The following is a 24524-nucleotide window of genomic DNA, read 5'->3' on the forward strand; positions in this document are numbered from 1 at the left end:
GCTCACGAACAGGAACGCACCATGCCCATCGACGGCATCACCGGCAGCGTCGACCCGACCGCGCAGGCCGCGGCCCTCGCCGCGAACTCCACCGCCCAGAAGTCCCAGACGATGGACTCCGAGGTCTTCATGAAGCTGCTCGTCACACAGCTGCGCAACCAGGACCCGTCGTCGCCGATGGACACCAACCAGATGATCGGCCAGCAGACGCAGCTCGCGATGATGGAGCAGATCACCAACCAGACCACGACGGGGAACGAGAACTTCTCGCTCCAGATGCGCATCGCCGCAGCGAACCTCGTCGGCAAGCAGGTCAGCTACACCGACGCCGACTCGGGCAAGTCCGTCACCGGGACCGCCTCGGCGGTGTCGTACGCGAACAGCGTCCCCACGGTCACCGTGAACGGGAAGGAGGTCGCTCTCGACGTGATCTCCGGCATCACCACCACCGCTCCGGCGTCCTGACGCCCGCTCGTTCCTTCCTCGTTCCTCCTCGCTCTTCCTCGTTCTTCCTCGCTCTTCCTGCCTCTCCGAAAGGACGCTCCATGCTCCGCTCGCTCTACTCCGGGATCTCCGGCCTCCGCTCCCACCAGCAGATGCTCGACGTCACCGGCAACAACATCGCCAACGTCAACACCGTCGGCTTCAAGTCGTCGACCACCGTGTTCCAGGACACCCTGTCGCAGATGACCCAGGGCGCCGGCGGACCGCAGACCGGCATCGGCGGCACGAACCCGGCCCAGATCGGCCTCGGCGTGCAGGTCGCCGGCGTCTCCACGAACTTCTCGCAGGGCTCGGCGCAGGCCACCGGCAAGGCGACCGACCTGATGATCTCGGGCGACGGCTTCTTCGTCACCCGCCTGGGCAACGACACCGTCTACACCCGCGCCGGTGCGTTCGACTTCGACGCCAACGGCCGCCTGGTCACCGCCGACGGCAAGATCGTGCAGGGCTACCCGGCCACGAACGGCGTCGTCAACGAGAACGGCCAGCTGTCCGACATCACGCTGCCGCTCGAAGCAGCGGCCCCGGCGGTCCGCACCACCGCCGCCACCGTCGCCGGCAACCTGCCGTCCGAGACCGCCGTCGGCCAGACCATCACCCGCGAGGCCACCGTGTACGACGCCTCGGGTGCCAAGCACACGATGTCCCTCGCCTACACGCGCACCGCCGACGGCTGGGACGTCACCGGGCGCAACGGCCAGGGCACCACGGCGACGACCTCGCTGACCTTCGGCACCGACGGCAAGCTGACCGCCGGCGGCACCCTCGCCGTCGGGGGCATCCGGGTCGACATGGGCGACCTGACCGGGTTCGCCTCGCTCAACACCGCGGCGATCGGCTCGCAGAACGGCCGCGAGGCCGGCGCGCTGCAGGGCTACTCGATCTCGAAGGACGGCACCGTCACCGGCACGTTCTCGAACGGCGCGTCGCTCGCGCTCGGCCGCATCGCCCTCGCCACGTTCGCCAACCCGGCCGGCCTCGAGAAGACCGGTGCATCGGGCTACCGCGCCACCGCGAACTCGGGCGGCGCGACGGTCGGCGGCCCCGGCTCGGCGGGCGTCGGTTCGCTCGCGGCGGGGACGCTCGAGATGTCGAACGTCGACCTGTCGCAGGAGTTCACGAACCTGATCGTGGCGCAGCGCGGGTTCCAGGCGAACGCCCGCATCATCACCACCTCGGACGAGGTGCTGCAGGAGCTCACGAACCTGAAGCGCTAGGCGCGGGGGCTCGCGTCGCGGGTCGCGGTCGCGGGTCGCGGGTCGCGGGCGCTTGGTGAGCAGGAATGGTCGGGTGCTGAAGGGGGACTCGACCGTTCCTGCTCACCATCGTTCGTGGTGCAGGGAGTTCGGCGACCGTTCGTGACGAAACGCTGCGTCGTGACGTCTCATCGGTGCGATGCGCGAGAACCACGACACCGACCACCAGTCCGACCACCGATGCTGCAGCGTCTTCGACCGCTGGCGGTGTGATCGACCACGCGGCCACGACGGCGTGCACGAGTCGCGTGCTCCCGGCGGCCGCACGAGCTGGAACGACGCGCTGACCGGGCGGGGGCTCTCGGACGTCTGAGCGAACCGGGCCGGTGACCCCGGTCCGGAACGGCGCGCTCCCGTTCGTCAGAGGCGTCCGAGCCCGTTCCCGAAGAACACGGTCCCGATCAGCACGAGGACGACCACGGTGACCGTCCTGGCGTTGCGGGCCATCCAGGCGCGGACCGCCCCGAGGCCGGCGCGCGCCTGGTCGGCTCGGACGAGTGCGAACACGACGGGGCCGCTCACCGTGCTCGTGGTCACGAGGGCGGCGCCGCCGAGCAGCACCACCGCCGGCACCGACGGCACGTGCGCGGACCCGAGGACGATCCCGAGACCGCCGGCGAGGAGCAACGCCTTCGGCCGGAACGCGAGCAGGGCGCCGACGGCGAACGCGACGGCCGGTCGCACGGTCGCGAGCACCCGGGTGAGTCGGCTCGTCGCTCCGTTCCCGCCCGGTCCCGCAGGTCGGCGGAGCAGCACGACGCCCGCGGCTGCCGACACGGCGCCGAGGAGCATCTCCAGTGCGCCGAGCAGCGGCGCCGCCCGGACGTGCAGCGCCGGCACCACCACCGATCCGAACACGGCGGTCATGACGACGGTGACGACGAAGACGCCCGAGGTGTACCCCGCTGTGTAGAGCACGGCGGGACCGGCGCCGCGCCCACCCAGGAGCAGCGTGAGCACGCCGATGACGGGGACGGAGCTCAGGGCACCCGCGATGACGAGGGGCAGCATCTGTCCGATCGTCGCGAGCATGCGTCGACACCGATCACGAGGTCGTCCTGGTGACGTCCCCGGCCTTCCAGGTGCGGTTGAAGTAGGGCTCGAGGGGGCCGTAGAACCGCAGGTACGAGAACCAGTGCCGCCCGGGGATGGTCTGCACCCAGTTGCTGGCTCCTGCGGCGGGTTCGGTCGGCCCGAAGTGCAGCACGACGGAGCCGTCCGGTTCGGTCACGAGGTCGTCGTCGCGACTGCCGCGGTCACCGCGCTGCTGCTCGTTGTCGATGAGGCACCGTGTGGCGACGTCGTAGACGGTGACCGACCAGAAGAGGGCGGCGGGCACGTCGGCAGGAACGGTGAGCGTGTAGTCGACGCCCCCGTCGAGCCAGGCACCGTCCGCGTCGACGTACGCGCCGAGGTAGGCCTGGCCCTTGCCCGGGACCGTGCTCTTCATCGCAGCCGAGAAGCTCACCGCTTCGTAGAACCAGGAAGCCCGCTCGAGCAGCTCGTCGTACCAGGGCCCGCGCTGGGACGAGTTGGTCAGGACGACCGCGGTGTCCCACTGCCGGTCCGGCCAGTACTTCGCTCCCGGGAACCGCTTGGCGAAGGTGTTCGCCTGCGCCATCCGCTCGCCGTCGACGGTTGCCCGCTCGAGGATGCGCCGCAGCCGGTCGTCGGGCGCGAACGGCGTGCCGGGTTCGATGCCGAGCTGGCGCAGCATCGCCAGGAAGAACCGGTCACGTTCGTCGACGACCTCGGTCTGGTAGATCTCGTGCAACCGTTCCCAGTAGGCGATGCCGTGTGGCTGGTCACCCGACCATCGCCGGCCGCCGGTGGAGACCAGCCGCGTGGTCGGTGGATCCGCGTGCACCGCGAGCGGATGGACTCGCACCGCCTCGGCGAGGGACGCGCTCCGATCCGGGTCGGGGTCGAGGGTCCGGAAGCCGAACATGACGTTCACACCGGTGCTCTCGACGACCGTCCAGTCCGACGGGTGGTCGGGGACGCGCTGGCCCGGTCCGACCACGAGGGTCGTGCCGCCCCGACCGGCGTCCGCCCCCATCTCGCCCAGCACCGCGACCTCGCGTTGCCAGAAGTCGGAGACGCCGCCTGCCGTCGGACCCGGCGGGAGTTCGATGACGAGGGGCCCCGTGACGGACAGGTCGAAGAAGTTCAGGATGTACGGCGTCGTCGCGTTCGCGGTGATGAGGCCGAGTCGGTCCTGGTAGGTGAGGTACCGGACGAGGTCGTGGTCGGTCGCGCCGAAGACATCGCGGTGCTGTGTGCGCCACTGCGCGTACGAGACGATCGGCAGCGCCCAGAGGTACACCTGGCACGCGAGCTGGTGGTCGAGTTCGTCGAAGATCCCCGCGAGGTCCTCGCGGGGCGGGATGTCGGCGGCCGTGGGCGAGACGTCAGTGGTCATCCCCGGATCGTCGTCGCCTCCGCCGTGCACGGCATCACCCGGGGTGGGTGAGCCAGACCCGCCGACCGGATCACCCCGTTGGGGTGGTCCTGCGGGCCCGGCCGGCCGGGTAGACCTGCTCCCATCAACCGCGGAGGGAACCGACCATGGACTTCTGGACCACGTTCTGGGCGATCGTCTGGTACGCATTCTTGGCATTCACGTTCGTCGCGGCGCTGATGGCGCTCTTCTCGGTCATCGCCGACCTGTTCCGGGACCGCGACCTGAGCGGGTGGTGGAAGGCCGTGTGGGTGCTGTTCCTCGTGTTCGTCCCGTTCCTGACGGTGTTCGTCTACCTCATCGCGCGCGGCCGGGGCATGGCCGAGCGGAGTGCTCGAGCGGCGCACCAGGAGCAGCAGGCTGCCGAGGGGTACATCCGGCAGGTCGCCGGGACGTCACCGGCTGACGAGATCGCGAAGGCGCAGGCACTGCTCGACGCGGGGACGATCACGGCGAGCGAGTTCGCGAGCATCAAGGCACACGCACTCAGCACGACGCGCACGTCCGCGACCGCCGGGGCGGTGTGAGCGGTGCGCACGTTCACCTACGGTCCCGCCGAAGCCTTCGTGGTCCTCCACGACGGCGACCTGCCGGACCGTGCCGTCCTCGGGGCGCTCACCGACCTGATCGCGACGGACACCCTGCGGCTCCTCGACATCCTGCTGATCAGTCGCGCTCCTGACGGCTCCGTCCGGGTGCGCGAGATCGACGACGTCACGGACCCCGGGCTCGCCGGACCGATCGTGCTCGAGGCTCGTGGTCTCGCCGCCAACGACGACGTGGACGAGATCGCCGACTCGTTGGCACCCGGGACCTCGGCGGCGATCGTCGTCGTCGAGCACGTCTGGGAGAAAGCCCTCGCCGAACGGTTTGCCGCGAGCGGTGGGCAGCTGCTCTGGAGCGCGCGCATCCCGGCACCGGAGCTCAACGAACTCGCCGCCACGGCACACATCGGCTAGGAGAGACGACCGTGTTGTTCAGACGTTTCGGTCGACCCGGACTCCTCGGCCTCGCCGCTCGCACCGCGGTCGTGGCCGGTACCGCCGGCGCGGTGGGCGGCGCGATCCGCACCCACCAGCAGGCGGCCGCGCAGGAGCGTGCAGCTGCCGACGCCTGGGACGCCGAACAGACCGTTCCCGTCCCACCGACACCCCCGGCACCGCGGGACGACGGCGGGGACCTGCTGCGCGAGCTGGAACGGCTCGGCCAGATGCACCAGCAGGGGCTGCTCGACGACGCGGAGTTCGCAGCCGCGAAACAGCGGCTCCTCGCCGGCTGACCACGACCGACACCACCGAACCACCCAACGGAAGGAACACCATGGCAGACCTCATCGTCATCTCGTTCGACGACGACGCCCGAGCCACCGCAGCGTACGACGAGATCCAGCAGTTGCAGGACGACCTCGTGGTCGAACTCGCCGGCCTCGCACTCGTGCACGTCGACGACAAGGGCAAGACACACGTCGAGACCCCGGGACCGGTCGGGAACGTGGGCGCCGGCGCAGCCGGGGGAGCGCTCTTCGGCACGCTCCTGGGCCTGCTGTTCTTCGTGCCGTTCTTCGGCCTGGTCATCGGCGGGGCGCTCGGCGCCCTCTTCGCCGGCCTGGACAAGACCGGCCTGAACGCGGAGTTCCGCGACCGCGTGAAGTCCGCGGTCGCGGACGGGCGGTCCGCGGTCGTGGTCTACGCGACCAAGATCACCGAGGACAAGTTCGGCGAGGCGCTCTCCCGGTTCGGCGGCACGGTCGTGCAGACGTCGCTGTCCGAGGCCGACGAACACGAACTCGCGCACGACATGACGGGTGCTCGCTGAGCTCCCTCCGGTGACGCGCCGCCGGTCCTGGACGGGCGGCGCGTCACCATCTCCTCCGACGACACGGAAGGGTCCGGGCCATGGGCGTACTCATCGCCGACCTCATCGCCCCGGCGCTCGGTATCCTCCTGAGCCCGCTGGCGATCATGGCCCTCGTCGCGGAGCTGCTGTCCCGGCGGAACCGTGCCAACGGCATCGCCTACTCCGCCGGCTGGCTGCTGGGTGTGATCGTCGGGGTCGGAGTGTCGGTCGCGGTGTTCACGGCGGTCGACTTCCACCCACGGACGGACACGTCGTCCTGGCTCGCCCTGGTCCGGCTCGTGATCGCGCTCGTCCTCCTGCTCACCGCCGTGTGGGTGTTCCGTCGCGGCGCCAAGGACCTGCGGAAGATGGCCGCCGCTGCGACTCCTGAGCAGATCGCTGCCGCTGCTCCACAGCTCCCCGGCTGGTTGCAACGGGTCAGCGAGTTCACCCCGGGACGGTCGTTCGCGCTGGGCTTCGGACTGTTCGTCCTCAATCCGGTCGACGCCTCGTGCGCGATCATCGCCGGGCTCGACATCGCGAGTGCACCGGTGGGCACGGCTGCCGGTGCAGCGGTCGCCGTCGGGTTCGTCGTCGTCGGCGTGGCACCGATCGCCGTCCCGGTGTGCTTCGTCGCGGTCCGTGGCGCCGCGGCCGCGCCGGTCCTCGAAGGACTCCGGACCTGGATCGCCGGGCACACCAGCGTCCTGAACGGTCTCCTCATCCTCGTCATCGGTGCGCTGCAACTGCAGAAGGCCCTCGCAGCGCTCATCCCGTGACGCCACGTCGAAGGGCGCATCCCTGACCAGCACCGCCGACGAACTCACGACCCTCCGCGCTGAGAACGCCGCACTCCGTGCTCGGTTGGCTGCCCGCGACGGAACGTCGACCCACCCTGGACCACGACGGCGCTGGCGACGGGCCGTCCCCGCTGCCGCGCTGATCGTCATCGGCGCGCTGCTCGCCCCCGTGACGGTGGTCGCCGTCTGGGCCGAGCGCGAAGCGTCCTCGACCGAGGCCTTCGTGGAGACGTTCGCCCCGCTCGCTCGCGACGGCTCGGTGCAGGCCCTCGTCGCATCGAGGACGGTCGCGGTGATCAACGAGCGACTCGACGCGTCGCAGCTCACCGGAACGGTCTTCGACGGGATCGCCCAGCTCGACCTCCCACCACGCGCGAAGGACGCGCTGGGCGCGCTGCAGGCGCCTGCGACCGCCGGCATCGAGGGACTGATCACCAGCACCGTCGACCGGTTCGTGGCGTCCGAGCAGTTCGCCGAGCTCTGGGACCGCCTCCTGCGGACCGGGCACACCCAGATGGTCGCCTCCCTGCGAGGAGACCGGGACGCCGCCGTTTCCATCGGTGGAGACGGCGCGATCGGCATCCAGCTCGGTCCGGTCGTCGCCGAGGTGAAGAGTCGACTGATCGAGCGCGGGCTCACGATCGCGGCGCGGATCCCGAGCGTCGACCGGACTCTCGTGATCGCGACCTCGGACGCCGCGGTGCGGGCGCAGACAGCGTTCGCGGTGGTGCAGATCGTGGCCGGGTGGCTGCCGTGGATCCTGGTCGCCACCATCGGACTCGGCGTCGTCACGGCAAGCCGACGAGCACGCGCGCTCACGCTCGCAGCGGTCGGCGTCGCCGTGACGATGATCGTGACCCTGGTCGCCGTCGGGGTCGGGCGGGTGCTGACCGTCCACGCCCTCACCCCTGACCTGATGCCCAGGAACGCCGCTCGGACGATCTACGACAGCGTGGTCGCCTTCGTCGCGAGCGCCGCCGTCGCCGGAACGGTCCTCGCCCTCTCCGTCGCACTCGTCGCGTGGTACGCGGGCTCGTCGTCGTCCGCGCGGACGGTGCGCGGGTCGTTCGTCCGCGCCGCGGGATCGCTGCGTGCCGCCGCAGAACGACGTGGTCTGACGACGGGGCGGGTCGGCGTGCTGGTCTGGCGGGGACGCGTCGTCATCCGGACACTGGTCGCGACCGCAGCGGGTGCGGTCATCGTGACGCACCGTCCGCTCACCCCCGGGCTCATCGCCTGGACGCTGGTGGGTGCGCTCGTCGTCGTCGCCGCCACCGAACTCGTCTGGCGACCCTCGGCGCCGCGTACCGGGGTCTCACCCGGAACGGACGATCCCGCGCCCTCGTCCGCTCACTAGCGTCCGACGTGGTGGTGCGCAGCGCATCCCGGCAGCAGGGAGAGGGCACGATGCCGTTCTGGAAGCACCACGCTCAGCCGACGCCGTCACCGACACCGACGCCGGGGTCGACCTCCGGGTCCACAGCTGTGACTGGAGGGGAGCAGGGATCCACCCCGGACCGGGGGTTGCGGATCATGCTGGGTCTCGCCGCCGCGGTCGTCGTCGCCGTCGGCTGCGCACGGTTCTCGGGGATCATCGCCCCGACCGTGCTCGCGCTCGTCGTGACGATCTGCGTGCAGCCCGCCCGGGTGTTCCTCGAACGGCTGGGGTTCGCCCGCAGCCTCGCCTCCGCCGTCGTGATCGTTGTGATCCTGGTGCTGCTCGTGGGCTTCTCGGCCGCCCTCGTGCTCTCCGTGGCCCAGTTCGCCACGTTGTTCCCGCAGTACGCAGCCCAGATCCACGCCTTCGAGGAGCAGCTCGGCGACTGGCTGACGTCCCTCGGCATCGGGCAGGAGCAGGTCCAGGCGCTCCTCGCAGGACTCGACCCCGGGAAGGTCGTCGGTGCCGTCTCGGGTGTCGTGGGCAGCGTGTTCAGCCTCGGCGTCGGACTCCTCGTGGTGCTCGCGCTGATCGTCTTCATGACGCTCGACGCCGGGTACGGGCGACTGATCGCAGACCGCGTCCGTCCCGGACGACCGCAGCTCGTCGACGCGCTCGCGTCGTTCACCGCGAGTGTCCGGAAGTACATGGTCGTCACGGCGGTGCTCGGTGCCGCCGTGGCCGCCCTCGACGCCCTGGCACTGGTCGTGCTGCAGGTCCCCGGCGCCGCGCTCTGGGGGCTGCTCGCCTTCATCACCGGGTTCATCCCGAACATCGGGTACTGGATCGGCATCATCCCGCCGGTCGTGCTCGCGCTCCTCGCGAACGGGTGGGGGAGCGCCGTCGCCGTCATCATCATCTACGCCGTGATCAACGGAGTCATCCAGTCCGGCCTGCAGCCCCACATCGTCGGCTCTGCGGTGTCGCTCAACCAGACGATCGCGTTCCTGTCGGTCGTGTTCTGGTCCGCGGTCCTCGGCCCGCTCGGCGCCGTGCTGGCGATCCCGCTGACGCTCCTGGTCCGGGCGCTGCTCGTCGACGCGAACCCGGACGCCCGGTGGATCCGGCCGGCGCTCGGCGACGTCGCCGGTCTGTCACCGCCGACGTCACGGGAGCGTCGTCGGCGCGAGCGGAGCACGTCCCACCACCCAGACAGGAGCACACCGTGAACTTCGCGTCCCTCTTCGGCGAAATGCTGCCGCAGGCAGTCACCATCGCCATCAGTCCGATCCCGATCATCGCGGCGATCCTCATGCTCCTCTCGCCACGTGCGCGCACGGTCGCACCCGCGTTCCTGGTCGGGTGGGTCGCCGGCATCGCCGTCGCGGTCGTCGTCGTGACCCTGCTGTCCTCGTCGATCCCGGCGGCGGACCCCGACGCGTCGAAGCCGGTGGCCGGCATCGTCAAGATCGTGTTGGGCGTGCTGCTGCTGCTGCTCGCCGTCCACCAGTGGCGCGGTCGACCGCAGCGCGGTACGACCCCGGCGCCGCCGAAGTGGATGACGGCCATCGACACGATCACCCCGGCCAAGGCCGCCGGCCTGGCGTTCCTGCTCGCGGCGGTCAACCCGAAGAACCTCATGATGGCCGTGGCGGCGGGCGTCACCGTCGGGACGAGCGCTGCCGCCGGCGGCACCGTCGTGTGGTCGGTGGTCGTGTTCGTCGTGATCGCCTCGCTCAGCATCGGGATCCCGGTCCTCGGCTTCCTGGTGGCGGGGGACCGGGTCGCAGGGCCGCTCGAGAACCTCCGCGACTGGCTCACCGACAACAACGCGACGATCATGGCCGTCCTGCTGCTCGTGATCGGCGTGACGACCGTCGGCAAGGGGATCGGGGCGTTCTGATGCAGATCCTCCCGGGCGTGACCCGTCGCTCCTGGCGGACCGAAGCCCTGGCGGGCATCACCCTCGCGGCGATCGCCATCCCGTTGAACATCGGGTACGCGCAGATCGCGGGTCTGCCACCCACCGCCGGCCTCTACGCACTGATCGTGCCGGGCGTCCTCTTCGCCCTCCTGGCGTCGTCCCGACAGCTCGTCGCCTCGCCCGACGCGGCAGCGGCGGCGTTGGTCGGGTCGTCCCTGGCCGGGCTCGCGGTGGCCGGCAGCGGTTCCTACCTGCAGTTCGCCCTCGCGCAGGCATTGATCGGTGCGGTCGTGTTCGCGGCGTGCGCGGTGCTGAAGCTCGGGTTCCTGGCGAACTTCCTGTCGGCGCCGATCCTGGTGGGGTTCGTCGGCGGCCTCGCGCTCGACATCCTGCTCAGCCAGGTCGCGAAGATGCTCGGTGTCAAGGTCGACAGCGGCGACGAGTTCATCCCCCGGCTGGGCGAACTCGTCAGCGGTCTGGGCCACCTGAACGTCTGGTCCGTGTGCATCTCGGTCGCGTCGGTCCTCGTCCTGGTGCTCGGGCGCCGTTTCCGTGCGGTGCCGTGGGCGCTGGTGTGCTCGTCGTCACCACCGTCGTGCTCGTGCTGTTCCGCCTCGACGACGCCGGCGTCGCGGTCCTCGGGGAGGTCCCAGCCGGCCCGCCGACCTTCACCTGGCCGCAGATCTCGTGGCAGCAGTGGCTGCAGCTCGTGCCGAGCGCCGTCGCGCTCACCCTCGTGGCGATGGCCGAGGGGCTGCTCGTCGCACGTCGGTACGCCGAGCAGCACGGCTACGCCGAGGACGCCAACCGAGACCTCTTCGCCTTCGCCGCGGCGAACGCGGGATCCGGACTCACCGGCGGTTTCACGGTGGGCTCGTCGGCGTCGCGGACCGCAGCGATGGACCAATCCGGGTCGAGGACCCAGCTGCCCTCCGTCGTCGCAGCCGTCCTGACCCTGCTCGTGGTCTGCTTCGGCACCGCGCTGCTGCAGGACATCCCGTCGCCGGCCATCGGGGCGATCGTCGCCGTCGCCGTCACACCGTTGCTCGGGATCGCGGAGTTCGCACGGCTGTGGCGGCTCCGGCGCTTCGAGTTCGTCGTCGCCGCCGTGTGCTTCGCAGCAGTGCTCCTGCTCGGTCCGATCATCGGCGTGCTCATCGCGTTCGTCCTCTCGCTGGTGAACGTGGTCCGTTCGGCGGCGAACCCGCCGGTCGACGTGCTCGTGCCGAGCGGCGAGCCGGTCGACGTGTTCCGCGCGGCCGAGGACGGTCGAGTGACGACGGCGCCCGGTGTGGTCGTCCTGCGGTTCGCCGGGCCGCTCTTCTTCGGGAACGCGCAGGTGTTCTCGTCCGCCGTCCACTCGGCGGTGACCGCCGGACTCGCCGACGGGGCACGCGCACTCGTCATCGACTGCGAAGCGGTCACCGGGGTCGACACCACCGCGGCCGACGTTGCGGGCGAGGCCATCGAGTGGGCGCGGGCACAGGGCGTCACGGTCGGGTTCAGCCGCGTCCGCTCGGCGACGCGGGCGGAGCTCGAACACTTCGACCTGCTCGGTGACAGCGCCGTCTACACGAGCAACCGGGCGGCGGTCGAGGCGCTGACGTCACGGTGACCGGCGCCTCGGCCGATCACCGTTCCTGGCGGAGTTCGGCGATCTCGAGCCCCAGCTCTGCGATGCGGGCGAGCAGCGCGTGCAGGGCGGTCTGGTCCTCGAGCGTCCCGATCAGCAGGGTCTGGGCCGGAGCCACCTGGACCAGTTCGAACTCGGGGAACGCCGCCTCGAGCGTCGGCGACGACGCGTAGGGCAACCGGACTTCGTATCGGCTCATGGCGACCTCCTGCTCCAGGCCGAGCATCGCACCGAGGAGCCGACGGCGAGTCCCCTGAACCGGGTGAAGTCGTCGTGGACCGGCTGCTCAGAGCAGCCCGTGCAGCCGTGCCGCCGTGACGGCCTCGGTGCGGCCGGAGGCGGACAGCTTCGCGTACACGCTCCGGAGGTGCGTCTTGATCGTGTTGACGCTGAGGTGGTGCTTCGCGGCGATCTCGGCGATCGTCTGGTGGGCCGGCAACTCGAGCAGCAGCTCCTGCTCCTTGGCGGTCAGCGCCACGGCCATCTGCTGTCGGCCGGTCCCCGTGTCGCCCGCGGCCGTGGCAGCGAGCGACGTGATGTGGGATGCGTAGTCCTCGAGCGGGCCGAACGAGCCGCGGAGTGCGCGGACGAGGTCCGCTCCGGCGTTCCGCGACGCCAGGAACTCCCGGGCGAAGCCGAACTCCTCACTGATGTCCAGTGCCCGTCGGACGCGGTTCGCAACCTCGAGGGGCCGGACCTGCTGCTCCGCGTGGGCGGCGAGGGCGAGATGGGCGTGCACGACGCTGACCCCGGTCCACGCTGCGTCCCGGCCGTCGACGGCTTCGGTGACCGCGGCCGATGCGAGGTGGTCGGTGCGCCCGGCCGCGAGCAGCCGGAGCGTGTTCGCCTCGAGTGAGTCGGGGCCCAGGATCCCGGCGACGAGACGACGGATGTCCGCCGCGGCGGCCGGCCCGTGCAGGGTCTGCGACCAGGAGTGCAAGCGCGTCGAGACCGCTGCGACCGTCCGGGGGTGGGCACGCCCGTCCGTCCGGACGAGCTGCACGAGTCGGGTGAGCGGCTCGCGGGGAGCCGCCGACGCATCGATCGCCGCGACGCAGAGCACCACCCGCACCTGGAACAGCAGCCCGAGCTCGGCGCCGGTCGGGTCTGCTGCTTCGATGCGGTGCAGTGCCGCGAAGGAGACCGGCTCGCACCGCGCGTAGGCCTGCATGATCGTCAGCAGCATCGCGCGTGCGGTCGCCCGGTTGTAGGGCGGCGTGGTGTCGAACCGGACGATGTTCATCCGCTCCTCGTGCGCGCTGGCCGTCCGCCAGTCGCCGGCACGGACCGCGAGGGTGGCCGACGCGTCCACCGCGATCACGTAGAGCCATCCGTAGCCGGCGCGGAGGGCGGCTGCCTGCACCGACCGGAGCAGCTGTTCGGCGTCGTCGCGCTGCCCCGTCGCGATGAGGCACCAGGCGACCGCTGCGCGGAGGACCAAAGCGGTGTCGAGGGACGGGATCGGCGTTCCGCGGAGGAACTCGCCCAACTCGCGCAGCCGGGCCCCGGCAGCGACGTCGTCCGTGATCAGGAACGTGCTGAGCGCCAGGACCACCGGTCGCCAGCGCCGGTCGTCCGTCGCGCTGGCGGTCGCCAACAGGGACTCGGCCCGGGCGAGGCACTCCTCGGCTCCGATGCGGTCCGGGAACGCCGGCGCGTCCATCGCGAGCCGGATCGCCGCGACCGGCAGCGTGTCCCGTCCGAGGGGGAGTGCGCTGAGCGCCGTCCCGACCAGGGTCGTGCGTCCCTGCATCAAGAGGACGCTGCCGGAGCGTTCGACCTGTGTCGCGATGGTCTGGGGATCGCGGGAGAGCAGCGCCTGTTCCATCGCGAGGTCGTGGGCGCCGAGTTGCTCGTACCACTCGGCGGCCGTCGCGTGGTTGCGCACCGCGCTGCACTCGTCACGGCGTCGGAACTCGGCCCGCATGTACGCGGCGAGGACCGGGTGGATCCGGAACCCGTCGCCGTCGGGTGCAGCCTCGACGAAGAGGTGCCGAGCGCTCAGCCGCTGCAGGACGGCACCGACGTCGTTGCGGCCGGTGAGCGTCACGGCGAGGTCCAGCGGCACCTCGGACGCGACTGCCGCGCGCATGACGACGGCGCGGTCGGCTGCGCTGAGGGTGTCGAGGATCCGCACCGTCAGGTAGTCGGCCACCTGGTGGTGGTCACCGCCGAACCGTGCGACCGCGGCGGCGCGGTCCGTCTGGGTGAGCAGGAACGGCATCGCCAACACGACACCGGCGGCCCAGCCGCCGGTGCGCTGCGCCAGCGTCTCAGCGTCCTGCACCGGCAGGACGAGGTCGAAGCGGAGCGCGAGGGCGAGGGTCTCGTCGACGGTGAAGGCCAGTGCCGCGGGCGGCACCACCATCTGACCGCCCAGCGTGTCGACGACCGAGCCGAAGCCCGTCGGCTCGAAACGCCCCGCCACGACGATCCGCGCGCCGGCGCGCGCCATCGACAGCAGTCGACGGAGTGGTGCTGGGCACTGCCCGCCGAACAGGGTGTTCACGTCGTCGACGAACCACCAGTCCACGGTTCCGTCGCCGTCGAGCGGCACGTCCGCGTCGAGCAGCAGGTCTGCTTCGGTGAGCCACCGCACGCGGGCACCGTCCGATTCGAGCGCAGCCGCCCACTCCGCCAGCGCGGTGGACTTGCCAGCCCCGGCCACCGCCCAGAGCGTGAGCAGGCGCAGGTCCGTCCGCGTGAACTGCCGGAGCGGTTCGAGCAGTCGCGGCCGCCGCACCGTCCCCTCGTGTCCTGCCGGCTGCGGTGGCGCGGTGGACCCGCCGGGCTCGGGCCGGAGCCTGGTGCGCGGCGGTGTCCTGGTCTCTCCGATGGTCTGCACGTGTGGCCTTCCCCTGAAAAGGCTGATGTGGTGGACACGCTACGGCGCACTGGTCCGTTTTGCGCACTGAAGATCGTCACGCCGCGTGACAATCACCCGAAGAGGGTGAGGGGTGCTCACCCGCGCAGCGGGATCGTTCGAGCCCACCGCCGGATCGCGACGTACGCACGATCGCGGACGGCGGGCTCGGAGAGCATCACGTCGTGGAGCGCGCGGTGTACCCGGACCACCGTGACGTCGTCCCCGAGCGACAGCGACCGGTGTGCCACTGCGTCCACGTTGAGGGCGACGTCGGAGTGGGTCATCGCGTCCGACCACCGGGGGCCGAGGTTGCTGTGCGTGCTGAGCAGCACGAGCACGGGGATGTCGAGGTGCAGCCCGCGCGCCACGGTGTCCTGACCGGCGAACACCGCCGCGAGCCACCCCGGGTGCAGCGGGAAACCGTGCACCGGGCGCCAGTGCTGGTCGTACGTCCACGATCCCTCGGCCTCGCTCGACACCGTGCGCGTGTAGTGACCGGGGTCGACGACGGGCATCGGCGCGAGCGGGTTCCGACGGGCGCCGAGCTTGACGAGCGGTGTGAGCACCTCGCGTCCGAGCGCGCTGGCCTGGAACTCGAGCCACGGACTGTTCAGGACCAGCCCGTGGGCGCGGCCCGGGTGCCGTGCTGCCCACAGTGCCAGGGTGAGGCCGCCCGTGGAGTGTCCGAGGAGCAGGAGACGACGCCTCGGTCTGTCGGACGCACCGTGCCCCATCACGGCGAGCGCCGCCTCCAGGTCGGTGTCGTAGACCGTCAGGTCGTCGGTGTACCCGGGCGTCTGCCCGGTCAGCAGACTGCGGCCGTACTTGCGGAGGTCCACCGCGTGGAACCGCGCGCCGAGTGCTTCGAGGTGTTCGGCCAGCTCCTGCTGGAAGAAGTAGTCGGACCAGCCGTGCACGTACAGGACGTCGGCTCCGCCCAGCGGGTGGCGGTCGCTCCGTCGGGTCAGTGCGCTGGACCAGACCCCCGGTGGTCGGTGCGACGACGTCCGCCGCACCAGCGTGGCGACGACCGGCCCCTCGGCGTCCGGCTCGAGGTCGAGGCGGGCGGCCTCGTAGTCCGGGCCGAGCACGTCCGGGCGCCAGTTCGGGAGCGCCCCGGTGTCTGACCGGAACGGCTGGTGGTCAGTCGAGCGCATCGCGCACGGCGATCGCGGAGGGTGGCGGGTCCGACGAGACCGACGACACCAGCCCGGCGGCGGCGAGCGCTTCGGAGAAAGACCGGACGGCGGCCGAGCGGAGGTGCTCTCGGGCACCCCAGGGCGACCAGAAGCGGACGGTGACGTCGATCGAGGCCGGCGTGACGGTGTGCACGAAGACCTCGGGCGGGCGCTCCGACCGGTGGCCGAGCGCGGAGACCGCGGCGAGCACCGTGGTGGTGACCGCCTCGACGTCCGGCGGCTCGCGGACCCGCAAGCGCACCTCGTTCCGGACCGCGCCGGACTCGCTGGCGTTCCACAGCGGGTTCTCGAGCAACATCGTGTTCGGCAGGCGGACGGTCCGGCCGTCCGCCGCGCTGAGGAGCACGGAGCGACCGGTCATCTCGATGATCCGACCGGAGATCCCCTCGACCTCGATCCCGTCCCCGATGCGCACCGGTCGACGCGCCTGGATCACCAGGCCCGCACCGAAGTTGGCTGCGATCCCACGGAGCGCGAGGAACGCGACGGCGCCCACGATCACGACCGCGGCGAGCACCGGCTGCAGCGGCGCCCCGAGCGCCGTCAGCACGATGCCGATCGTGAGCAGGAGGATCGAGTACCGGACGAGCCGGGCGATGAGGTTGGTGGGGCCGGGGCCGAGGCCGCTCCACTTCGACAATGCCGCCGCGACCCCTCGCCGTGCCCACCCGGAGGCCAGCCAGCCGACGACGAGGACCACGGCTGCGAGGACCACGTCCCAGACGCCGAACGACGATCGCTCGATCAGGGTGTTCAGGAGGTCCTGCACGACAGTGCCCGACCGTCGTCAGCCGGTCAGCGGGCGTCGACCGCTGCGATCGGCGGCGGGAACCACGTGCCGTCGAGCGCGGGCGTCCGAGCCACGTAGAGGCGCAGGTTGAGCGAGAACCCGCGGCCGGCCGGTGTCGGGAGCCAGTTTGGTTCGCCGGCGTCCGACGGGCGCTCCGGCGCGAGCCAGATGCTCGTGCTGCCGTCGTCGTTGCGCACGAACGACGCCTCGGAGTTCACGTCGTAGCGCTCCAGGTCGTTCGGGACCACCCGGTAGTCGGGGACCGAGTAGAGCGTCAGTGACCAGAAGGCGTCCACCAGGGCGTCCGGCTCGCCGGGCGCGAAGCGGACCTCGTACGTCCTGCTGCCGTCGAGCAGCTCGCCGTCGTCGCCGAGCTGGCCCACGTAGTAGATGGCTTCGTCCACGACGTTCGCCCAGAGTCCGCCGTAGTCGACGATGTCGCGGGCGAGCACGTCGTTGCCGAACCGGCCGGCGGCGAACGCGACCGACCAGCCGTTGCGTTGCGTCCCGAAGCCCTTGGTGCCGGCGAGGAACGCGGGCCAGGCCTGCGTCCGGATCACCCTGTCGACGTGCTCCGCCGCGTCCGGCCCCGAGGCGGCGAAGTCCGCGACCGCCGAGACGAGCGCGACGTACCGCGGGGCGTCCGGCATCGCGTCCGGCGCGGTCTCGAGCAGGGCCGGGCCCACGCGGAACGCCTCGACGCCGGGCAGTTCGGCGTTCGTGAACTCGGGGACGGCCGGAGGCGGTGCGATGTCGATCCCCGCGGGTGCGTCGACCCTGAAGCGTCGTTGGAGCGCGACGGCTTCATCCGGGGTGTCCTGCAGCTCGACCCTCGCGAGGATCTTCGCCTTGGGGCCCGGCAGGTCGACGACGAGTGCACCGTCGTCGATGACCGGGTCGGTGCCCGCGAGGCGGAACGCCACCGTCCCGGACGGGTGGTCCGGGAAGTTCCGTTCGTTGACGTTGACGATCACCTCGCCCCAGACGTCCATGACCTGCACGGTGAAGTACCGGCCGTGGATCTCCGGCACCTCGAGGAGCACCGCGTGGTCTCGGTCGACCGCGATCCATGCTTCGAGGTACGCGACGTCGAGGTTCGGGTTCACGAACTCGGCGGACCCGACGGGGTTGTACTTGATCCGGTTCCACCCGACTCGTTCCACCTCGATGTCGTGGTGTTCCTGCCGAGCCACGAGCAGGCGCCCGAACAGGTAGAGGTAGGCGTCGACGGCGTCCTGGTCGGTGGGTGTCGTGGTGCTGACGTCGCTGGTCATGTCCGTCCCTCGGTCCGTGGCGCCCGCGGTGCGGCGGGTACACGCAACGATCGTGGTCCGTGCGGGCGGCTGGCTCGCCCCATCGGGGTGATATCCCTCTCGGGGTCTGCGGGGTCTGCGGGGTCTGAGGGGTCCGCGGGTCGTCATCCGGCTTGACCGAGCCGGGTCGGAGTTCACCCGGTCCGGGGGAGACGTGCTCGGCTGCGCGCTGCGACGCTCGTGCAGCGGGTCGCGGCCGTGTCCAGCAACGGGCGCAGTCCACGTCCGAGACCCCCCCCACGACGGGTTCCGCGGCGACGTCGAACCACCCCTTGCTCCGCGACCTCCGTCCGTCGTATGGTCAGCGCATGCTGACCATTGCCTCGCGGTACGACGTGCTGAACCGTCTCGGGCGGGCGCTCTCCGACCCCACGCGTGCGCGGATCCTGCTCCGGCTGCTCGACGGACCCGGCTACCCGGCGCGGCTCGCCGAGGAACTCGAGCTGACGCGGACGAACGTGTCGAACCACCTGGCGTGCCTGCGCGGCTGCGGGATCGTCGTCGCCGTGCCCGAGGGGCGTCGGACCCGCTACGAGATCGCGGACCGCAACCTCACCCGCGCGCTCGAGTCCCTGGTCGACGTGGTGCTGGCGGTGGACGTCTCCGACGACGACGAATGCGAGGTCGAGCGGTGACCACCGCTGCGGTGTCGCTCGCACCGGCTCGTGTCGGCGTGCTCCGGCGACGGATCCGGTGGATCGTCGCGGTGACCATCGCCTACAACGTGATCGAGGCCGTCGTGGCGATCGCCGCTGGATCGGTTGCGTCGTCCACCGCGCTGATCGGCTTCGGGCTCGACTCGATCGTGGAGGTCCTGTCGGCTGCTGCCGTCGCGTGGCAGTTCGCCGGACGGGATCCGGAAGCCCGGGAACGAACGGCGCTGCAGGTGATCGCGGTCTCGTTCTTCGGGCTCGCCCTGGTGGTCAGTGCCGATGCCGTCCTGACCTTCACGGGTGTCCGGTCGCCGGAGCACAGTCCGGTCGGCATCGTCCTGGCCGCGGTGAGCCTGGCGGTCATGCCGTTCCTGAGCCTCGTCGAACGGAGGACCGGACGCGAGCTCGGTTCGGCGTCGGCGATCGCCGACTCGAAGCAGACGCTGATCTGCAGCTACCTGTCGGCGGCGGTGCTGCTCGGCCTGCTGGCGAACAGCCTGTTCGGCTGGTGGTGGGCCGATCCGCTCGCCGGACTCGTCGTGGTCGTGTTCGCCGTGCGCGAGGGACTTGAAGCCTGGCGCGGTGACGCGTGCAAGCAGCCCGTGTCGGCGCTGACGGGGGAGCGCGAGCGCGACGGCTGCGACTGCTGTTGAGCGGAGTCTGCCCGCGCCCGGCGGTTCAGTCGGCTTCGGTCTCGCGGACGTGGCTGACCGCATCGCCGACGATGTGCGCGATGTGCTCGTCGTGCAGCGAGTAGACGGCGTTCCGCCCGATGCGCTCGACCTGCACGATGCCCGCGAGCCGCAGCGTGCGGAGGTGCTGGGACACCAGGGGCTGCGACAGCTCGGTCGCTTCGGCGAGGGAGCCGACGTCGGAAGGCTGGGAGATCAACGCCGACAGGATCCGGAGTCGGGCGGGCGAGGACAGCGCCTTGAAGAGTTCGGCTGCTGCTTCGATCCCGTCTGACATGGACTCATGTAAGCGCACGCGCATACGTGCATGCAACACGACGGCCCCGGCGCGGTGCGTCGGGGCCGTCGTGCAGGTCCGTCGATCGGTGCTGATCACGGACCTGCGCTGATCAGGAGATCAGTGCTCGTCGTAGTGGTCGCCGTGCTGGGCGTGCTTGTGTCCGTCGTGGACGAAGTCGACGTGGTCCTCGTGCTGGACCGTCTCGTGGCCGCAGCCGTCCTGGTGGGTGTGCTCGGCGACGGTGTGCTCTGCGCTGTTCTCGTGCTCGGCCATGGTGACCTCCTGCTGATCGTCGGTTGGGATGCCCTCAGCGTAGATCACATATGCAGAAGTAGCAATACATTTATAGATGAGAACGGATGTCAGCCCGGGAACCGCTGGGCTCCCGCGACGGCCGACGTCGGCAGCGCGTCCCCGGGGATCGCGACTCCGGCGGTGAGTGCCGACGTCCAGTCCGCGGTCGGTGCCACCGCGGCGAGGTTCGACTGCAACAACGCCATCAGCGTGCGGTGCACCGTCTCGGCGGACACGGCCCCGCCGGCGTTGACGATGTTGATCGCGCCGGTGGCGTCGGACAGCACCTCGACCGAGACGCCGAGCGCCTCCGCCTCGGCTGCCGAGGCGATGATGCAGTTGTTCGTCATGAAGCCGACCAGCGTGACCGTGTCGATCGACCGCTCCTGCAACCAGGCGAGCAGGTCCGTGTGGGCGAAGACGGAGCTGAACTTCTTTGTGACCTGATGCCACCGGGGCGTCCGTCGTCGCTCGATCTCGGGGTGCAGGGCGAACGCCTCCGTCGTCGGGTTGAACACCGGCGCAGCGTCACCGGCGGTGTGCTGGACGACGACGATCGGCGTGCCGGCAGCCGTCGCGGCGTCGATCGCGGTCGTGATCTGCGCGAGCGCGTCGAGGACGGGCGGGAACCGGACCTCGAGTGGACCGCTGAAGTACTCCAGCTGGATGTCGACGAGGACGAGGGCGCGCTGGGGATCGGACACGGGAGCTCCTTGGGTCGGTGGGCGTACTGGACGATCCTCGTCCGTCGATGCGCTCGATGCGATTGGCACGCGTGCGTCGGTACGATGGATCCAGGCCAAACCGGAGGAGTCCCACGTGCGGATCGCCATCTACGCCTTCGACGGCATCACGATGTTCCACCTGTCGGTTCCGCAGATGGTGTTCGACGAGGTCACCCGGCTCGGGCTCGCCGATTGGGAGACCGTCGTCTTCTCCGACCGGCCCGGTTCGGTCCGGACCGCCGAGGGGCTGACGCTCGGTCCGGTGCAGGGGCTCGACGCCGCGGCGGACGCCGACCTGGTCGTGGTGCCGTCCTGGACCGACGACGGCACTCGCCTGCCGGCACCGACGGAGCGGGCGGTCGTCGACGCGCACGCGCGGGGATCGGTCGTGGCCGGTCTGTGCCTCGGGTCGATCGCGGTCGCCGGTGCCGGGCTCCTCGCGGGACGCAGCGCCGTCACGCACTGGCGCGAGGTCGACCGGCTCGCCGCCGCACACCCCGACGTCACCGTGGACGCCGACGTGCTCTACGTCGACCACGGTGACGTGCTGACCTCGGCGGGCACGGCGTCCGGGCTGGACGCGTGCCTGCACGTCGTGCGGACGCGGCTCGGCGCCGAGGCGGCGAACAAGGTCGCGCGGAGCCTGGTCGTCGCGCCGCATCGCGAAGGCGGGCAGGCCCAGTACATCGAGCGGCCGGTCGTGCAGCATCGGGGCGACGACCCGGTGGCGACGGCATCAGCCTGGGCGGTGGAGCACCTGGACGAGGAGCTCGGCGTCGACCGACTCGCTGCGGCGGCCCACATGAGCCGCCGCAGCTTCGTCCGGGCCTTCAAGGCGTCGACCGGCACCACCCCGGCGGCCTGGGTGCGGAGTCGCCGTCTGGACGAGGCCCGTCGGCTGCTCGAGACCACCGACCTGCCCGTCGACCGGATCGCCGCAGCGTGCGGGTTCGGCAACCCGGTCACGCTGCGGCAGAACTTCGCCGTGGCGTTCGGCAGCACGCCCTCGAGCTACCGCCGACGGTTCGACGCGCGGCCCTGACCGGCCGATCCGCGGTCTCAGCGCGGCGCCGATGGCGAAACCGCGGCGGCCGTCGACGGCCAGTGTGTCGGTCGATCGAGACCACGGGGCAGCGCCGTGGTGCCGTCTCCGCGCGACGCGTTCACCTGCGCCTGTGTGAGGAACACCGCCGTGGACAGGTCGGCTCCGTCGACCCGTACATCCCGGAGGTCCGCGCCGAGCAGGTCGACACCGGACAGGTCGACACCGCGCAGGTCTGCCGCGATCAGCGTGGCTCCCCGCAGGTCGGCCCCGCGCAGCGACCGTGCGCGGAGGTCGCGCCCGGCGAGGTCCGCCCCCGGTCGCAACAGCCCGTCCGGAGCGTCGCCCGCACCGGCGTTGTACCGGCCTCGGACCTCGGCGCTCACCTCGACGAGGACATCTCGCACTCGAGCGTGCAGGGGCTCCACGTCCAGCGCGAGGAGCATCGGCCGACCGGCGTCGAGGCTTCGCCGGATCTCCTCCGCGAGGAGGGCAGCGTCGTCTGCCGAGTCCGGGGTCACCGCACGGTCCTGTGCCTCGGCGAGGTGCCAGAGCATCTCGTGCAACCTGCGGACGATCGGGAACACCCGGAACATCTCCGCGCGGGAGTCAGGGTGGTCATGCCAACTGACCCCGTCGTAGAGGGTCTGGGACACGTACTGGCCAGCACCGGAGCAGTCGAAGACGGTGCAGCCCCGGAACCCTCGCGGCCGCAGCGCCTCGTGGATGGAGCAGGAGAAGTCATCAGCGAGGTTGCCGCAAGGGGTGCCGGCGGGTTTGTCGATCGGGAAGTCGGCGGAGCGCTGGAACCCGAAGGCGGTGCAGCAGAGCGCGAAGCAGTTGCCGCAGTCCGCGCGCAGGGCGGACCGGTCGGTGGTCGTCATGGAGTGGTCTTCCTCTGGTGGTCTGGATGGTGTGCCGGGTGCGGGGGAACTCCTGGTGGAGTTCCCCGTCCGGGCGCACGAGACCACCCCCGCGCGTCGGCGGGGCGAACCGGTGGTGCTGGGTGACCGGTGGGTCACCGAGAGAGACGGAGGATCACTGCGGCCAGGCTAGCGTTCCCGGTGCGATGGGAACGCGGAACGGGCGTACCTGGTCGGAACGACCGACCGGGTACGCCCGTTTCGACCAGGTGTGCCCGGAGTCGCCCTACGACGATGTGGGCGGTGACGCCACCGATTCGATGCCGTCCAGCCGCGCCTCTTCCGCGTCGTACCCGGCGCGCACCTGACGCAGCACCAGGTCGTCGATCTCGTCGGCGTCCCGCAGGCGCAACAGGGTGTTCGCCTTGTGCTGGACGAGTGCGAGCTCGAGGGCGACCGCGTTGTCGTGCCGCTGCAGCGCGGGGTGGTCGTCGTCGTCCCCTTCGCGGGCCTCGATCACGTCGAGGTGCGCCTCGTACTCCTTCCGCAGGCGATCGACGGTGGCACGATCGGCTCCGGTCGCCCGTGCGAGACGGGGGAGTGCATCGAGCGCCTCCTCGATGGCGGTGCGTTCGGCGTAGCGACGTTCCTCGCTGACGGACTCGTCCTCGGGCAGCGCGGCGCGACGCAGGACGGCCGGCAGCACGAGGGCCTGCCCGACGATCGTGACGATGACCACGCCGGCGGTGACGAAGACGATGAGGTCCCGCTCGGGGAAGTCGCCGCCGGACTCGAGGGTGCGCGGCACGGCGACGGCCATGGCGAGCGACACGGCGCCCCGGAACCCGGCGAAGCCGCTGACGAGCCGGTCGCGGTGGCCCTCGCGGGGTTCCCCGCCGGTGCGTCGGGTGACGAGCCAGATGGTCCCGCCCGCGGCGTTGAGGAACGCGAACCGCACGATGACGAGCAGCACCGCGACCGCGAAGACGATCCCGGTCCCGCGCAGCAGGTCGGCGGGGTCGAGTGCACGTGCGGCGACCATCGCCTCGATGCCGACCAGGACGAACAGCGCGCCGTTGAGCAGGAAGGTCAGGAACGACCAGAACGCGCGCACCTGCTGGCGGGTCTCGGCTCGGTCGAGCTTGGGACCGACCTGGCTGACGACGATGCCGGCCGCCACGACGGCGAGCACGCCGGAAGCGCCGATGGCCTCGGCGGCCAGGAAGGCTGCGAAGGGCACGAGCAGGGTGACGAGGTTCTCGAGCACGACAGTGTCGACGCGCCGCAGCACCATCGTCCCGATCCACGCGGCCGCGAGCCCGGCGGCGACCCCGCCGATGTAGGACAGGACGAGCATGCCGGACACGCCCCAGAACGTGAGCTCCTGCGTGCCGACGGTGACGGCCACCGCGATGCCGTAGACGACGAGGGTGGTGCCGTCGTTCACCAGGCTCTCGGCGCGGAGCACCGTGACGTTCCGCCGCGGCAGCATCTTCGTGAGCACGCCGACCGCGGTCGCGTCGGTCGGGGCGACCGCGGCGCCGAGCACCCAGGCCGGTCCCCACGGCATCCCGAGCAGGTGCAGCAGGACGGCGACGGCACCGGCGGTCACCACGACGAGCAGGGTGCCCATCAGGACGATGCCGCGCAGGTTCTTCCGGATCTCGCGGAGCGACGTCGTCAGGCTCTCCCAGTAGAGCAGCGCCGGCAGGAACAGCAGCAGCACGGCCTCGGCGGGGAGCTCGACGTCCGCGAACTCCGGCACGAGCCCGAGCAGCGCGCCGAAGACCAGGAGCAGCACGGGTGGTGCGATCCGGATCCGGTCAGCCACGGCCGCCGTCAGTGCGATGGCGAGGCCGAGCACGACCACCAGTTCCGGTCCCAGCACGTGCACTCCGATCGTCGTCCGACCCGCCAGTCAACGCCGATCCACGGTGGATCCTTCCAGAACAGCCGGACGACGCGCCGCACCACACCCGGACGACGCGCCGCACCACAGCGCACGACGCGTCACG

General features: G+C 71.1%; 27 protein-coding genes and 1 pseudogene. 16 read left to right on the plus strand and 12 right to left on the minus strand.

From position 1 onward, the window contains the following. The first annotated feature begins 21 nt into the window (after positions 1 to 21). From HP445_RS15915 to HP445_RS15925, 3 genes are all read left to right on the plus strand, one after another. Positions 22 to 465, plus strand: a complete 444-nt coding sequence (locus HP445_RS15915; RefSeq protein WP_071403921.1) for a flagellar hook assembly protein FlgD — start codon at positions 22 to 24, stop codon at positions 463 to 465. Positions 466 to 545: 80 nt separating this feature from the next. After that, complete coding sequence (locus HP445_RS15920; RefSeq protein WP_110863826.1) at positions 546 to 1721, plus strand: flagellar hook protein FlgE; 1176 nt, start codon at positions 546 to 548, stop codon at positions 1719 to 1721. Positions 1722 to 1899: 178 nt separating this feature from the next. Continuing rightward, positions 1900 to 2073, plus strand: a complete 174-nt coding sequence (locus HP445_RS15925; RefSeq protein WP_164941101.1) for a hypothetical protein — start codon at positions 1900 to 1902, stop codon at positions 2071 to 2073. Between the two features lie 47 nt (positions 2074 to 2120). Here HP445_RS15925 and HP445_RS15930 read toward each other — a convergent pair whose 3' ends face one another. Continuing rightward, complete coding sequence (locus HP445_RS15930; protein ID WP_128779847.1) at positions 2121 to 2792, minus strand: GAP family protein; 672 nt, start codon at positions 2790 to 2792, stop codon at positions 2121 to 2123. 13 nt (positions 2793 to 2805) lie between these two features. Beyond that, on the minus strand, positions 2806 to 4182 hold the full coding sequence (locus HP445_RS15935; RefSeq protein ID WP_128779848.1) for a DUF1254 domain-containing protein: 1377 nt from the start codon (positions 4180 to 4182) through the stop codon (positions 2806 to 2808). A gap of 146 nt (positions 4183 to 4328) precedes the next feature. On the opposite strand from HP445_RS15935, the gene HP445_RS15940 reads away from it, so the two are divergent. The 10 genes and pseudogenes from HP445_RS15940 (at position 4329) to HP445_RS18760 (ending at position 11774) form a co-directional block, all read left to right on the plus strand. After that, complete coding sequence (locus HP445_RS15940) at positions 4329 to 4748, plus strand: SHOCT domain-containing protein (RefSeq protein WP_128779849.1); 420 nt, start codon at positions 4329 to 4331, stop codon at positions 4746 to 4748. Between the two features lie 3 nt (positions 4749 to 4751). Further along, positions 4752 to 5180, plus strand: a complete 429-nt coding sequence (locus HP445_RS15945) for a DUF6325 family protein (protein ID WP_111039535.1) — start codon at positions 4752 to 4754, stop codon at positions 5178 to 5180. Between the two features lie 11 nt (positions 5181 to 5191). Next, the gene (locus HP445_RS15950; RefSeq protein ID WP_111039536.1) at positions 5192 to 5500 is read left to right on the plus strand and encodes an SHOCT domain-containing protein; all 309 of its coding nucleotides are present in this window, start codon (positions 5192 to 5194) and stop codon (positions 5498 to 5500) included. 41 nt (positions 5501 to 5541) lie between these two features. After that, positions 5542 to 6036: a DUF1269 domain-containing protein gene (locus tag HP445_RS15955; RefSeq protein WP_111039537.1), complete on the plus strand. Its 495-nt coding sequence runs from the start codon at positions 5542 to 5544 to the stop codon at positions 6034 to 6036. Between the two features lie 80 nt (positions 6037 to 6116). After that, complete coding sequence (locus tag HP445_RS15960) at positions 6117 to 6836, plus strand: GAP family protein (RefSeq protein WP_128779850.1); 720 nt, start codon at positions 6117 to 6119, stop codon at positions 6834 to 6836. An 85-nt stretch (positions 6837 to 6921) separates the two neighbouring features. Next, complete coding sequence (locus tag HP445_RS15965; RefSeq protein ID WP_128779851.1) at positions 6922 to 8214, plus strand: hypothetical protein; 1293 nt, start codon at positions 6922 to 6924, stop codon at positions 8212 to 8214. 176 nt (positions 8215 to 8390) lie between these two features. Further along, on the plus strand, positions 8391 to 9464 hold the full coding sequence (locus tag HP445_RS15970) for an AI-2E family transporter (RefSeq protein WP_164941102.1): 1074 nt from the start codon (positions 8391 to 8393) through the stop codon (positions 9462 to 9464). Continuing rightward, the gene (locus HP445_RS15975) at positions 9461 to 10138 is read left to right on the plus strand and encodes a GAP family protein (RefSeq protein ID WP_241660355.1); all 678 of its coding nucleotides are present in this window, start codon (positions 9461 to 9463) and stop codon (positions 10136 to 10138) included. Before HP445_RS15970 ends, HP445_RS15975 begins: the two co-directional genes overlap by 4 nt. Continuing rightward, positions 10138 to 10653, plus strand: a pseudogene (locus HP445_RS18755) (SulP family inorganic anion transporter); the annotation flags it as partial. The gene HP445_RS15975 and the pseudogene HP445_RS18755, both read left to right, overlap by 1 nt. A gap of 68 nt (positions 10654 to 10721) precedes the next feature. Then, positions 10722 to 11774: a SulP family inorganic anion transporter gene (locus tag HP445_RS18760; RefSeq protein WP_258727688.1), complete on the plus strand. Its 1053-nt coding sequence runs from the start codon at positions 10722 to 10724 to the stop codon at positions 11772 to 11774. A gap of 16 nt (positions 11775 to 11790) precedes the next feature. Here the strand turns inward: HP445_RS18760 and HP445_RS15985 are convergent, their stop codons facing one another. From HP445_RS15985 to HP445_RS16005, 5 genes are all read right to left on the minus strand, one after another. Further along, the gene (locus HP445_RS15985) at positions 11791 to 11991 is read right to left on the minus strand and encodes a hypothetical protein (RefSeq protein ID WP_128779853.1); all 201 of its coding nucleotides are present in this window, start codon (positions 11989 to 11991) and stop codon (positions 11791 to 11793) included. Positions 11992 to 12078: 87 nt separating this feature from the next. Next, positions 12079 to 14535 carry a winged helix-turn-helix domain-containing protein gene (locus HP445_RS19235; RefSeq protein WP_128779854.1) on the minus strand — a complete coding sequence of 819 codons (2457 nt, stop codon included), beginning with the start codon at positions 14533 to 14535 and terminating at the stop codon, positions 12079 to 12081. A 218-nt stretch (positions 14536 to 14753) separates the two neighbouring features. Further along, positions 14754 to 15815 carry an alpha/beta hydrolase gene (locus HP445_RS15995; RefSeq protein ID WP_128779855.1) on the minus strand — a complete coding sequence of 354 codons (1062 nt, stop codon included), beginning with the start codon at positions 15813 to 15815 and terminating at the stop codon, positions 14754 to 14756. Further along, the gene (locus tag HP445_RS16000) at positions 15802 to 16626 is read right to left on the minus strand and encodes a mechanosensitive ion channel family protein (RefSeq protein ID WP_128779856.1); all 825 of its coding nucleotides are present in this window, start codon (positions 16624 to 16626) and stop codon (positions 15802 to 15804) included. The genes HP445_RS15995 and HP445_RS16000 overlap by 14 nt, the downstream gene beginning before the upstream one ends. 26 nt (positions 16627 to 16652) lie before the next feature. Then, entirely contained in the window at positions 16653 to 17921 is a 1269-nt protein-coding gene (locus HP445_RS16005; protein WP_206647585.1) for a DUF1214 domain-containing protein, read from the minus strand. A 347-nt stretch (positions 17922 to 18268) separates the two neighbouring features. Here HP445_RS16005 and cmtR point away from each other — a divergent pair, with 347 nt between their 5' ends. Then, positions 18269 to 18595 (plus strand): Cd(II)/Pb(II)-sensing metalloregulatory transcriptional regulator CmtR, encoded by a 327-nt coding sequence (gene cmtR, locus HP445_RS16010; RefSeq protein WP_128779858.1) that lies wholly within the window; start codon positions 18269 to 18271, stop codon positions 18593 to 18595. Continuing rightward, a complete protein-coding gene (locus HP445_RS16015) occupies positions 18577 to 19266 on the plus strand; it encodes a cation diffusion facilitator family transporter (RefSeq protein ID WP_128779859.1) in 690 nt (229 codons plus the stop codon). Before cmtR ends, HP445_RS16015 begins: the two co-directional genes overlap by 19 nt. Before the next feature lie 25 nt (positions 19267 to 19291). Here the strand turns inward: HP445_RS16015 and HP445_RS16020 are convergent, their stop codons facing one another. From HP445_RS16020 to HP445_RS16030, 3 genes are all read right to left on the minus strand, one after another. Further along, the gene (locus HP445_RS16020; RefSeq protein WP_111030022.1) at positions 19292 to 19582 is read right to left on the minus strand and encodes an ArsR/SmtB family transcription factor; all 291 of its coding nucleotides are present in this window, start codon (positions 19580 to 19582) and stop codon (positions 19292 to 19294) included. Positions 19583 to 19702: 120 nt separating this feature from the next. Next, positions 19703 to 19858, minus strand: a complete 156-nt coding sequence (locus HP445_RS16025; RefSeq protein ID WP_017887460.1) for a hypothetical protein — start codon at positions 19856 to 19858, stop codon at positions 19703 to 19705. Positions 19859 to 19947: 89 nt separating this feature from the next. After that, positions 19948 to 20583, minus strand: coding sequence for an isochorismatase family protein (locus tag HP445_RS16030; RefSeq protein ID WP_128779860.1), 636 nt, complete (start codon positions 20581 to 20583; stop codon positions 19948 to 19950). A gap of 115 nt (positions 20584 to 20698) precedes the next feature. Here HP445_RS16030 and HP445_RS16035 point away from each other — a divergent pair, with 115 nt between their 5' ends. Then, the gene (locus HP445_RS16035; protein WP_128779861.1) at positions 20699 to 21646 is read left to right on the plus strand and encodes a GlxA family transcriptional regulator; all 948 of its coding nucleotides are present in this window, start codon (positions 20699 to 20701) and stop codon (positions 21644 to 21646) included. Between the two features lie 17 nt (positions 21647 to 21663). Here the strand turns inward: HP445_RS16035 and HP445_RS16040 are convergent, their stop codons facing one another. Continuing rightward, positions 21664 to 22530 carry a pentapeptide repeat-containing protein gene (locus tag HP445_RS16040; RefSeq protein WP_128779862.1) on the minus strand — a complete coding sequence of 289 codons (867 nt, stop codon included), beginning with the start codon at positions 22528 to 22530 and terminating at the stop codon, positions 21664 to 21666. Between the two features lie 265 nt (positions 22531 to 22795). Next, complete coding sequence (locus tag HP445_RS16045) at positions 22796 to 24397, minus strand: Na+/H+ antiporter (protein ID WP_111046166.1); 1602 nt, start codon at positions 24395 to 24397, stop codon at positions 22796 to 22798. Positions 24398 to 24524: the final 127 nt, after the last annotated feature.

Source organism: Curtobacterium flaccumfaciens (assembly GCF_013359815.1).
GTDB lineage: Bacteria > Actinomycetota > Actinomycetes > Actinomycetales > Microbacteriaceae > Curtobacterium > Curtobacterium flaccumfaciens.